The sequence below is a fragment of the Caproicibacter sp. genome, assembly GCF_046707225.1.
Lineage (GTDB): Bacteria > Bacillota > Clostridia > Oscillospirales > Acutalibacteraceae > Caproicibacter.
On record NZ_JBJKOP010000026.1, the window covers coordinates 1 to 13,617 of the forward strand.

Below are 13,617 nucleotides of genomic sequence, written 5' to 3' on the forward strand. Positions count from 1 at the left end.
CTGCAAAACTTGGGGATGAATCCGGTAATGCGGGATCAAAATGCGGCACTTACAACCGGTCTGCAGCGCTTCCTTGCTCTCACTTCGCTAAAGTCTCTATTTATGCCATTTGTTCAGAGGTTCCTTAAGAGTATCGCCCTGTAAGATTTTAATTAAATTCTCATATTTCCTATTTTATGTTCGCAAAAAGAACCATGCGTTAGAATCCTGTCAGAATCCTTTGGTATAATTTAACATGAAGATAAAAGTCAATCTGCAGCTTGATTCTACGGAGGGAATTGAATATGTATCATGTGCGAAAAAAGATGATTGCGTTGGCGCTGACCATAGCAATGATTTTCCAGGCGGTCATCCCGGCGAATGCGGACATCGCGTCAACTTTACATAATACACCTGGGCAGAACCAAACGATTCTGAGCCGGCTCCAATCCATGTACGGCGGCAACCTGACGCAGGAGGATGTGGAGAAAGAACTGAAAAACATGGGCCTTCTCGATGCCGACGGAACTCTGTCCGTCAGTCAGAATATCATGGTGGACGGTACGCCGATGACGCTGGAGCAGGTGAAGGCGCTCATGAAAAAGCCCGGAACAGACCTGACCAAGACCGTCAGTGTAGACGGCACAAAAGTCACGCTGGAAAATCTTAATACCATGATTCAGATTGAAGACGAGCTGAAAAGGCTGAAAAAGACCTACCTTTCGGACGCGGTTCCGTTCGACGCGCAGCGCGAGCAATCCTATGCTTCCCTGCAGGCGCAGCTGCAAAGCACGGGGTTAAACCTGAAGGCGCTGTCCGCCGAGTCCGCTTTGAATCAGAACATCCGGATTAAGGTCATATGGGACGGAGCGAATCTGAGTGCCCAACTGGCGGATCAAAACGGCAACCCTGTATACACACCGCTTTCCTATGACGTATCTTTTACCTACCGCTGCCTTGCGGGTTCTCTGCGTTCGGCAGGCGGCACGCCTCAGACCATGACGATTTCTGCGGGGCAAACAAAATGTAACAGCGTACATATTGTTTATAACGATACGGAAACCCACTGCAACGGCGACCAGACCTGGTTCCTGCAGGTTTATTCCCCGGTCCACTCTCTTTTTTACCAGGATGCGGACCATCCGGATTCGTACGCCGAGACGTTCAAAATTACCTCGAAATACAATTACAGCTGGACGATGCAGAGCGACAAGTATACGTTAACCTATGCCAGTTCCCCGACTTGCATCGGTACTAAAAGTGAACCCGCGGTAAGTATAAATTCAGTCGTAGCAAACACAGCACAGCTTAAAAATTCGGCGCTAGAAATTTTCGGGGACCTGTCAAAGGCATGGTTCACTCTGGAAACGACCCAGACGCTGAATTCCTCTGACACTCTCACCTCCACGGTTATGACCGCAAAGCCCTTGCTGAAAACGAAGGTAAACGGCGTTGAAACCAAAATCGACAACGCTCAATATCAGGATACGGATAACTCCTTTCAGGATTACGACAACCTTCCCCCGCAAAAGTATCCGGTTGGGGTTTACAGCAGCACGCCGGGGCAAAGCTTTACTTTGACCGCCCGCGTTCCCGGCGCGATTCCGGATCTGCTGGTTTTTACCCCGCCTTCCGGTCAGACTTCCGTGACCTACAGCAACAACCTCGGGGACAATATTCCCGGCAGTACCAGCCAGACGACGCAGTTTTTCATTTATGATAAGCAGCCGCCGGCCGTTGCGGGTGTAACTGCCCCGGACGGCACCTATACTTCCGGCATGCAGATCCCGATTACCGTGGAATTTTCGGAACCGGTCACCGGTTCGCCCACACTGAAGATGAAAGACGGCACCGTTTTGAGCCCGCAGGAAGGCTCCGGCACAACCTGTAAATACCGTTCGTACCTGTATCCGGTACCGGCGAGTCCGAACGCGGAACTTCAGCTCCGCGGCGTGTACAGCATTACGGATCTGTCAGGGAATACTACCGCCGCCTGCGAGCCGACGGGCGGTTTCAGCATTGACAATGTTAGCATGAAGCAAAACCGTCTTTTGGCGTTTCAAAGCCTTTCGGTGGCCAATGCGCCGAGCGGCGGCGTTTTTCCGTACGACGGAACCATTCAGATTCGTCTGACGCCCGACACCGCCTACTCCAAATGGATGGACGATGAGGCGGGGCTGAACAACAAAACACTGAAAAGCGTCTGCGTCATGGCGAACGGAAAAGCCTATCCGCTCAGCACCGCTGACGAAGGCAAGACCTACACCGCCGAAATCGATGCGAAAAACTACCTGTCGCAAAGCCAGACTTCCCTTTCCATTGCTTTATATGACGGAACGGCTTACAGCGGCGGCGTTTTTTCCGGCGGAACAGCTGTTTTCGGCATGCAGGCCGAAGCAAACATCGCGTCGATTGTGCCTGTGACGGAGATCAGTATTACCGAGCCGTCCGACCATGTGATTTATACGACCGGCAGCGAAGCGGTCCAGTTGAAAGCAGCCGTGTCGCCGGACAACACGACATTCCCCGCCGTCGCTTGGAGCAGCAGCGACTCAAGCATTGCCGACATCGACGCGAATACGGGGGTTGTTACGCCGCACAAGGCCGGAAAGGTCACTTTTACCGCTACCGCCCATAACAACGGCGTTGCGGCGGCGGTTTCCCAGCAGTCGTCGGAGTACACGATTTCCAATGACGGCATTCCCGCGGTTGTCTTCCCGAAAGGAAGCAATGCGTTCTATACCAGAAAAAACGAGAGCGTGAAGCTCTTTTGGGAACAAAACCTGATTGACCGGAAGGGCGCCGCCTCCCAGCCTGTTTTCCATGTGGGCGTTTATCAGGGACAATTCAGCGACCCCGGCGAACTGAAGGGCACGCCGGTTTATTCCAAAGACATCACAAACCAAAGCGAATGTACGGTCCCGGAAAATATTTTGAGCAAAGTTTCCTCTGCGGATGCCGACAAAAATTTAACCCCCGCTTACACGGTTCTGGTCAGCGCCGCAAATCCCGACAAACCGGCGGAGACCCTGAAGGCAATCGGCAGTATTCTTGTTTACCCGCAGCCTGTGAAAGCCGTTTTCAACAAACTTGCGAGTTACAACATTACGGACGACAAAAAGAGCCTTGCAATCGGATGGAATATTACAAATCTGGAAGACAGCGGGGATATCAGCCTGAGCATTCAGAAAAACGGGAAATCCGTGGATGCGTCCGCAGGAATCAAGTCTGCAAAAGGCTCCTATTCTCTCAACATCCAGCCGGTGGCCGACGGGCAGCTGAAGGATGTTTACACGGTTCTGCTGCAAGCCAAAAGTCCGACGGATTCCTCATGGAGCATGGATTCCTTTGTTCTGAACGTCTACAAGCACGATTCCATGAAGCTGATGTTGGACGGAAACGCGGCCGAGGACGGAAGCTCCGTTACAATGGACAACGAGCCGGACATCAAGAGTATTTACCAAAAGGACGGCAGTCAGGGGATTTTGGCCCTGAACCGGAACATCGGCCTGAAAAAGACGCTCAGCATCAATTTTAATCAGTTTCCGTGGGGGAATGTGACGGACCGCATTCTGTGGAAATCGGCCGACAGCAAAACCGCTTCCGTCAATTTCCGGCAGGGCTCGCTGTATCAGAATGTGGAAAAGTTTGATTACATCAGTTACAGTCCGAAGGAACAGTTTATGCTGGTGGGCAACGCGGACGGCACGACCCGGATTACCGCGACGCACGCGCCGACCGGAATGAAGCGGACGCTGAATGTAACGGTGAAAACTCTGAAAGACAAACTCTACCTTCTCAACTGCTACCCAAAGCAGGAAACAACCGTCAGCTATGTAAACGGAAAAGGAGTATCCCGGACCCTGAAAACCGACAGCGACGGCAGGATCGCGATTTATGAGCCGGATGGAATCAAAGGGAATGTTTCCCTCAAATCCGTTTCCGCTCAGGACACCTACCTGGGGACGCTGTTTCACGACGATTTGCTTTCCGCGGAAGGCGACGCGGGCGCATACGACCCTTATCCGGTAAATATCTTTCAGCTCCGCCCGGTCACCACACTGGATCTTTACCTGAAAGGGGACGACGGGAATCCTTACTCCGGTACGGTTACCTACGGCGGGGCCGTGTACAGGAACAACCGGGAATGCACAAGCACGGAGGTAAAAAATCAGAGCATGGCGGTGGGGAGCGACGGGCATTTTCAACTGCACTTCGATTCCACGGCATTTTCAACCGGCAGCGGCAGCCAGCCGCTGACCGGCGCCGACAAAATCAGCTTTATTTATGAAATCCGGTTTGCAAACGACGACTATTACCCGCAGCTTGTAACGGTCGACGGAAGCGTCAGCCCGGAGGAAACCGTAAAATTCGGCGACAGCGTGATTAGCCTGAAGCGCGTTCCCTCCGATTCTGAAAAGAACAAACCGTTTCTCGTGTCCCAAAAGATCGATTACCATCTGCAGAGCGGCCGGCTTCTGGACGTGTCGGATTACACCGGCTCCATCGGCCCGGGCAACCAATACCCCAATGCCGACCTGATCAGCACCGCCGCATGGTGGGGAGAATCCGACCCCGCGGACCCCAAAGATTACGGGATGAAAATTGAGGATGAATACGGCGCTGAAATTGCGGAACAGAAATCCGAAACGCTGAATTACCCATTCGCTTCCATGGCCTATACACGCAATGTCACAACGATGACTCCGATAACGCTGAACCTTGCAGCCGGTCAAAGCAAAGGCGCCGCCGCGGCTCTGTACCGTCCGGACGGTTCGCTTTACAGCAGGTCGCAAAGCCCGTTCAGTTTTTCAAACATGGTGGGCGCGCCGGACGCGGACGATAAGGACAGCGGCATCAATACGGCGTTTTCCGATATGAAAAAGTCCGGCGACATGAGCATGGATCTTAACAGCATTACCGGAAATGCGATGGGGCAGATGTCCGGCTCCGACAAAACACTTGGGAAAGTCATGCAGTTTATGAACGGCGCTTCCGTCGGTTCCGACACCATGAATCTGTTGATTACCGCGACGCAGGACCCGATGGTTTACCGCGGGCTGATTACGGTATCCTCCGGAATTGGAGAAGACACCTCCATTGAGATCGGCGGCGCCGATGAAGAAATGGAGCTGCCCGGCGTTTCCGACGCGCTTACAAGCAAGGAAGACAAAGAGGATATGAAGAAACAGCTGACCGGTGAAAAGGAGCGAGCCGTGAAAGGCGGCTTTGAATACGGCCTGAGCATTACCGGTTACTTTGAGGTGGAAGCCCGGTACGATGCGGACGCGGGCAAATGGAAAATGACTGTGACCGGCGGCGGGGTGGACCTCGGCGCAATGGCCGGCTATTCCAAGGTTTACAATGCGAGTATAGAAGGAATCCCCGTTACGGCGGAATTCGGTCTGGGCGCGCAGATTAATCTGGCGTATCGTGCCGTCAAGCCGTCCGATACGGTTCCGGCGGGCGTCAAAGCGTCGCAGATCAACGATATTTTCTCCCTTCTGCAAATCAACCTTTATGTAAAAGCCTTTGGCGGCTTTGGCTGGGATTATGAAATTATGGCTCTTAAAATCGGAATCTTCGGCCAGATTGATTTCGGCCTGAACAACGAAACCCTGCTGCGCGGGTACAAAACGGACGACCGGGAATTGTCGGATATCAGTGCCAGCTTATACGGTACGGCCGGAATTAAATTTGTCGCGAAGTTTTTGTTCGTGTCCTATTCCACCGTACTGGCGTCGTTCCGATACGGCGGAACCCTGTTTACCAAGGACTTAAAAGGGTCGGGTGCACACAATAAGATTTCGGACTGGAAATCAGACCAGACCATTCCGATGCCGGATGATCCGGAGGAAGGCTTCAGCTACGGCTTCCTGGGCGGGCGCTTCGGCGGATCGGTCTCAGCCTCCGCTCCTTCCGGGATGCGCGGCCTGCTGAAATCTTCCTCCGGGCTTGAGACCGTCAGCCATTCCGTTTCGCTGGAAAGCCGGGATTATCTCGGCAATTACGTCAGAAACTGGGGCGGCGGAAATCTTCTGCGCGCTTCGGTGTCGAACGCACCTTCCAAGATACAGACAAACGCTTACCCTTATGCCAACCCGGTGACGACCCGCGACGGGGCGCTTCTGGGGTACCTGACCGACGGCGGAAGTACCGACGTGAACAAAACCCGTGCGTCATGGGCGTTGAAAAGCGGCTCTTCCTATACGGATCAAGGCGTTTTGCGGGATGACGATACCGCGGGGCCGGACAGTTCACTGACTCTGGACGGGAACGCCTCCTTTGCCGTTGCGGCCTGGACACGGCAGCAGACGAAAGTGAGTGAAAAGCCCGGAGAAACGCTGAGTCAATCGGATGTTTCTTCGATGACAAACAGCACGAAGGTTATGGCTTCCGTTTATAACGGTTCCGATTGGTCCACGGCTGCGCTGACCGACTCGAACGGCGATAATCTGACGGCCGATATGGCCCCCGTGGCCGCGGCAAATTCCGGCCGCGCGATTGTGGCCTGGCGGAGCGTTTCCGGCAGCAGCATGGACCCGAATGCCCTTGATTACTCCGGGGTCAGCGACCGGATTCTTTATAAGACTTACAGCGGCGGGCATTGGAGCGATGCCCGGGTGCTTTACAACGGCTCCGCGGGAGGCGTCAAAGGGCTGCAGGCAGCGATGCTGGACGACGGCACGGCGGGCCTGACCTACACGGTGGACTGCGGCGGTAATGCCGCCGACACCGCCGGATGGGAAACCTTCTGCTCAGTTGTCGATTCGAACGGGTCTTTCAAAAACAGCATTCGGCTGACAAACGACGGCAATACGGATGAAAACCCGCAGATTGCGGCGGTGGATTTCGGAACCGGCGGCAAGAAAGACCAGAAATTTGTCCTCGGCTGGCACACCTCCATTACAGGGAAAGAAGCCGACGGCGGCGAAACGACCTCGTCGGATATCCTTTTGGCCGCCGTGGACGGCGACGGAACACCATATCAGGATTTTCCGGATTCCCTCAGCAGTATCGGGGACAGCACCCGGATTTCCTCCGCCGGAAGTTTCCGGTTTGCCAAAGGAGAGAATCTGAAGCTGGATGATTTATCTCTTGTCTGGGTGGAGCCCGCTGTGTCCGAAGCGCAGAACAACGGGGGGCTGGACGCGCAGGGCAGCAATAAAGACAGCTTGAAAGCCGTCAAGTTCTGCCGGGACGGGAGCGGCTCCGTTTATCTTTCCGGAACGCTCGACCTGGCCGAAATGCAGGACGACACGGTCATCGACCATTTTGACGCTGCCTACAATCCTTCTTCCAAGCAAATTCATACGGTTATGCTGGCAACTTCCTACACCGGCGCGACAGAACAGGTCTATACTACGGATGGGCGGCAAGTCGACACAAAAGCGGCGGTATGCTCCATGCAGCAGGCCGGTTCGTCGTATGTCAATGCGATCGACCTGCAGGATGTCCGAGTCAACTACTCGGAGCTGAAATGCGGATTTACAACCAATATTCCGTTCGTCATTCAAAATACCGGGGCTTTCCCCGTCAATTCCGTCGCCATTACGGTGGACGGAAAAGCCCAGACGTTTGATCATCTGAATCTGCTGCCAAACCAAAAGCAGGCGCTTTCCTTTGTCTATGATGTTCCGGACAAAAACACCGGAATTCACGATGTCGATTACACGGTGACAGCGGAATTCGGCGACAGTACGAGCAGCTCGAAAACCGGAACTTTAAAGCTGAATCTTCCGGACACGGGAATCTCAAAAGTGGAGCTTGTCGGTGACGAACAGGGAAAACGGGTGATTCAGGCCACGCTTCAAAACCTGAGCGATGTTCCTGTCGTCAGCGGCGGCGGCCGACGGGTCTACGTTGCTTTCTACACATCCCCGGACTGCAGCGAAAACGATGAAAACGGCAATCCCAACGGCACTCTGGTGGAAAAACGTGAAATCACGGGCGATGATTTGAACTTGCTGAATCAGAGCGCGCTGACGATGCGTTTTACCTACGACGTACCGGCGGACGGGATTCCAAGCGGAGGACTGCGGCTGTACGGGCGCGTTTGGGTCGAAGAAAAACAGGCCGACGGCTCTTACGGCGAACTGGTAGAGAACGACACCTCCAACAATACGAAAAACATTCTGATCGCAAATCCTGTGGAAGCCAACAACGGCAGTGCGTTCCGCGTAACGGTGCGGCAGGATAACTCCGGCAGCGCGACGGTCGCCAACCTGACCGTAAAGAATCTTTCCATGACTCCGTCCTCCAACGGCAACGTTGCCGCGCAGCTTCTGGATGAGCACGGCAATGTCATGGAAACCCGCCTGCTGGCTGTTACCGACTCCGAACTGCTGAATCTGGACGGAGAAGAAAGCGTGCAGGCACAGATCAAATTCTCCAAATCCGGGCAAAAGGTCGCGGCGGCTTATTTCACAGCCGGGGACGCTTCCGGCGGAATCGCGAATATTACCGCTCAGGGAGTCAATCTTCCCTTTGACAAAAATCAGCACACTTATTCTCTCAGCACGTTCAACCTGTCCTCCACTTCGATTATGGCTGCCGCGGCAAATCCGGAAACTTATGTGACCATTACGGACGCGGCGGGTCAGACCGTGCTTGCGCAGGGAACGGGAGCGGTATCGTATACGCTGCCGCTGGACGGCAGGTCGGCCAAGACGGTTAAGATTTATTCCTCGGCGGGAGCTCCTGCAAAGACGGCAGACTCGTCCTCCGGCTCCGCTTCCTCTGCTCCGTCTGAAAAAACACCTTCGTCGTCCGCGTCGGCGGTATCTTCCGACGCTTCTTCCCGGCCCGGCGCCGGAAGCTCGCAGGCGGCCCTGAAAACATCTGAAACTGTGCTTGCGGCCGCCCCTCCCGCGAATCAGCCGGATGCGGCGCCGGTAAAAGACTCCGGTGCAGGCTTGCTCCCGACCGACGGATACATGCTGACTTTTTCCTCCGGCGGTATCCTGAAAAGCATTATTTCTCCCAAAGATATTACCGGGCTGGCAAACGGCACGGCAAAAACGGCGCAGGCGCTGCGTCTTCCGGAAACTGTGCGGATCAATACTTACTCCGGGACGCAAAGCGTGCCCGTCACCTGGGACGTTCAGGGGTGCAAATACGATCCCGCGGAAAAATCCGGTCAAACCTTTTCCGTAGACGGAACGGTCGCGCTTCCGGCTGCGGTTAAAAATCCGCATTCCGTCTCACTGGGGGTCAGCGTTCAGGTCACGGTCAAAGCAAAAAGAGGCGGCTCCGGAACGCCGTCCGGTGACGACGGCGGTCACCGCGGCAAAGAGACAACGCCCGTCAATCAAACAGGACCGAACTACACCGTCAATGCGTCCGGCGACATGAATCTCAATGATTCCTACGTGTTCCAAGTCACCAGCACGGACGACAGCGTTCCGTCGTTTGTGCTCGGCACGCCCGGTGTATTCAGCGTACGGCTTTTAAGCGTTTCCGGAAACGAATACAGCTACCGGGTGACTCCGATCGGAAATCCCGGCAGCCAAACCGGCGTGTATATCAACGGCGGCGGCAATCTGCTGATTCTGACGGTCGGGCCGGACGTTTACGGCGGCGCTTCCTGCGATACGCACGGAGTGTTTGATGTGCAGGAAGGAAAACAATATCAGTTTAAGATTGTCTCCGACCGAAAGCCGGTTCTTGTTCCGGGCAGCAGCAATTTTCAATGCGTCAGGATCCGGCAAATTGGGGGAGACTGGTACATCAGCTTTGTTGCGGCGGGTAAGACGGGAGAAGGCTGCGGATTCTATCTGAACGGCAGCAGCGCCCCGGTGGCGATTGCAAATATCCGCTGAAGCGGGCAATACGGGAATTAAAAATTCAGGGCGTCCCGCGGCAAAGCCGCCGGGGCGCCCTGAATCGTGATTTGAATCAGACTGTTCCGCCGCTGTCTTAAATAAACCTCTTGACCGGACCCGGGGCATCCGGCAACGGCGCACATGCCAAAAATGGACCTCGGCGCAGCGCAACGGAAGCGATTCAAGCGCGGTTTTCCGTGGGAGGAACCCATTCCGGGGATCACCTCATGGATTCATTTCTGTTCACAAAGCCCTTAAAAACGGTCAAAAGCAGGATTTTGACGTCCAGCAGGAAAGTCCAGTTTTCTATGTAATACATGTCGCATTTAATCCGTTCCTCAATGGAAGTGTCTCCGCGCCACCCGTTTACCTGCGCCCAGCCGGTGATTCCGGGCCTCATGAGGTGCTTTAACATATAGAGCGGGATTTCTTCCTTGAACTTGTCCACAAAGTACGGGCGTTCAGGCCGCGGCCCAACCAGGCTCATGTCCCCTTTTAGAACATTGATCAGCTGAGGCAATTCATCAATACTCAATTTGCGGATCAGAGCGCCGAATTTGGTTCGGCGGCGGTCGTCCCCGGTTCCCCAGGTATTCATGTCGGAATTGTCGTTTTCCACTTTCATGGAACGGAATTTGTACATTTGAAAGGGCCGTTTCTGCCGGCCGATCCTTTCCTGCCTGTAGATTACCGGCCCGGGTGAAGTGAGCTTGATTCCGAGTGCGGTCACGGCCATCAAAGGGGAAAACAGCACCAGAGCGAAAAGGGAAACGACAATGTCGAAAAGGCGCTTGCTGAAGCTGTTCAGGATGTTGTCGATCGGAACCTTGCGGATGTTGATCAGCGGCATGCCTTCCACTTCGTCAATGTATGGCCGGGTCGGCAGGTATTTTGTGTAAAAGGGAAGCAAATTCGATTTCACTCCCGCTTTTTCACAAGCTTCGATCAACCCGCCCAATTCGGAAAAATCATTGTAATCGAGGGAAATAATGACCTGGTCGATTCCTTTGCGGTCCAACAGAGACGGCAAAGAGGAAAATCCGCCCGCATAGGCGATTTTTCTCCCGGCCGTGAAGGCCTTTGTGTGTTCAAGGTACCCGACAAAATCATAGCCCAGGCTGTGATTGGCCAGGACTCTGTCGTAAAATTCCGCCGAAACGTCGTTCCAGCCCACCAGAAGCAAATGCTTTAAATTGTACCCCTTGGCCCGCATGCGCCGGAGCAATTTGCGCAGGGAAAGACGAAACAGAGAGGAAAATACCACATCGAGGATGCCGAACATCAAAATAACAAATCTGGAAACATGGACTTCCTTTAGAAAGAACACCAGAACGAAAATAAGAATGATGCCAATGGTATTGGCCTGCACCACGCTTCCGATTTCCGAAACGAGAGACTTGTGCCGAAAGGAGTCGTGAAGGTCAAAATAATGATACAGAAAAAAGTAAATCGGGATAATATAGAGCTGCAGCTTCACGTAATAGGCGATTTCAATATGGACGCCCTGATAGTTCCAAAAGTGCAGCGCGTACGCAAGCATCATCGACGCAAAACAGATTCCCGCATCGGCCAGAGCTAAAATCGTATTTAATATTTTTTGATTATCCTTAATCATATGCATTCCTCATATAAAAAATATCTGCATCAATTGTAGTGGCTTTTCCGGATGAATACAAGGGAGTTTCCAAAATAAAGAGAACAATCCTTCCATTCTGTTGTATCTTTGGTGTTCCAATGATATAATTTAGCTATTCATCCCGGCTTGACTTGCGGACCGGAAAAGCGGTTTGAGTTTCAAAAGAAGCGGATTCGAGATTCATTTGAATATAGAAGGTGCATATTAAAATGTCTTCAAAGAAAAAAGTAACGGCAGCGAAAAAAAGCACAAAAGGGGCGGAAGCAACGTCAACTCTTGTTTCGCCGGAGCGGAACCGATTATTTTTACCTGTGCTTTTGGCCCTTGCGGTCATCCCTTTGGCTGTACATATGACGATCGTCTCCGTGGACCCGAACGAAGCGAAAATAATCGGTACGGATACTTACGGCGATCTCTTTTCCCAATGCAAGGCGTGGCTTCTTTTTTTGACCGGAATTATTTTGCTGGCCGTAAGCGCTTTCAATTATAAAAAAATATTGAAAAAGCAAAGCCGCATTTATACCGCGTACCTTGCCGCGGGCGGAGTCTTTCTTCTGTTTACGCTCCTTTCCGCCTGTTTTTCGCAGTACTCTTCCATCGCTTTCTGGGGAGCCCACGACCGTGCCGAGGGCGCGCTGATTCTTTGCTGCTATATTTTGCTGCTTTTCTACACCATGTACGTCTATCGCACGGAAAGGGACGGCCGCAATCTTTTGATTGCTTTGGGAATCGTTGTGACCGTGTCTTCTTTTCTGGGCGCCTTTCAATATTTCGGACACGACCTTTTTCCCACGGATTTCGGCAAATTGCTGACGGTTTTCCCCTGGGATTTCGACAGGGTTAAGAAAATAAGTTTGCAGTCCAGTTCCGGAAGACTGTACGGCACATTCTATCACTGGGATTATGCGGGCAGCTTTGCCGCCATTGCCGCGCCCGTATTTCTCGTGCCTGCGCTGTTCGCAAAGAATCTGCGCGCGAGGCTTGCGCTTTGGAGCATGGCGCTGCTTTCCGTCTGGCTCCTGCTGGGCAGCACCTCGCGCGCCGGGATCGTCGGCGTGGTTTTCGCCCTGCTTTTTGGAATCGTCTTTTTCTGGAAGATCCTGACGGAGCATTGGAAAGTTTCGCTGTCCGCTTTCGCTCTTGTCATGATTGCGCTGATCGGGGTGAACACCGTCAGCCACGGAAAAATATTCTCCAGGATTCCCAGCCTGCTCAGCGACGTTTCCGCCGTCTTTCAAAACAGCAGCGGCGACGACTATCTTTCCCAACTCCCAATCAGAGATATTTCTGTGAAAAACGGCGGCACGATTGAAATAGTGACACAGAATCAGGATGTGCTGAATGCCGCGCTGAAGCAGAATTCACTGGATTTAAAGGACGGAAGCGGCCGCAGCGTTTCGATTCAGATGCAGAACGGGCTCAGCGTGATAACGGACCCGCGTTTCCAGCGGATTGGATTTGGCCTGACTTTAATGGGATTTGACCAAGATGAGCATGGAATCGTAGTCGACATTGACGGGCAGCCGCAGTTTTTTTTCCGGATTGACGGCGGAGATAAACTACAGATGACCAATTCCTCCGGCACAGTCGAGATCGATTCCCTGAAAACTCCGCCGACGTTCGGGTTTAAAGGCAAGGAGAAGCTTGGCTCCGCGCGCGGCTACATCTGGTCCCGCGCTTTGCCGATGGTTTCCGGACACCTGCTGCTTGGCGCCGGGCCCGATACTTTTGAGCTGCATTTTCCGCAGAACGATCTGCTGGGCAAATATTGGGCGTACGGCACCGCGAATATGCTGGTTGACAAGCCGCATGACTTATATCTGCAAATTCTTTTCGGTGAAGGAGGCATTGCGCTGGCAGCTTTTCTGGCCATGATGCTTCTCTATTTGATTGACAGTTTCCGTCTGTATGCCATGAAGAGGAAATATCAAAAAAATCAAATTTTGGGAATCGCGCTCTGCCTGGGAATCGTCGGGTATTTGTTCGCCGGCCTGTTCAACGACTCGGTGGTCAGCGTCGCTCCCGTTTTCTGGATTCTTCTGGGGAGCGGGATCGCGGTAAACTTCCAGAACCGCAGGGAGCTTTCCAACGGTCCTGCGGCGGCTGCCGGGAAAGAGACGGTTGAAGCTTGAAGATAGAGAGATTGACCGGTCCATGCTCCGGCAGCAAAAACTGGGG

The 13,617-nt window shown here is 53.3% G+C and carries 3 protein-coding genes; 2 read left to right on the forward strand and 1 reads right to left on the reverse strand.

Translation table 11 applies throughout. The annotated features are described in order from the left end of the window. Window positions 1-284: 284 nt before the first annotated feature. Window positions 285-9,800 carry an Ig-like domain-containing protein gene (locus tag ACLQ3M_RS04150; RefSeq protein ID WP_411676444.1) on the forward strand — a complete coding sequence of 3,172 codons (9,516 nt, stop codon included), beginning with the start codon at window positions 285-287 and terminating at the stop codon, window positions 9,798-9,800. 223 nt (window positions 9,801-10,023) lie between these two features. Here ACLQ3M_RS04150 and ACLQ3M_RS04155 read toward each other — a convergent pair whose 3' ends face one another. After that, window positions 10,024-11,418, reverse strand: coding sequence for an undecaprenyl-phosphate glucose phosphotransferase (locus ACLQ3M_RS04155; protein WP_411676445.1), 1,395 nt, complete (start codon window positions 11,416-11,418; stop codon window positions 10,024-10,026). Between the two features lie 230 nt (window positions 11,419-11,648). On the opposite strand from ACLQ3M_RS04155, the gene ACLQ3M_RS04160 reads away from it, so the two are divergent. Next, on the forward strand, window positions 11,649-13,571 hold the full coding sequence (locus tag ACLQ3M_RS04160; protein WP_411676446.1) for an O-antigen ligase family protein: 1,923 nt from the start codon (window positions 11,649-11,651) through the stop codon (window positions 13,569-13,571). Window positions 13,572-13,617 lie beyond the last annotated feature (46 nt).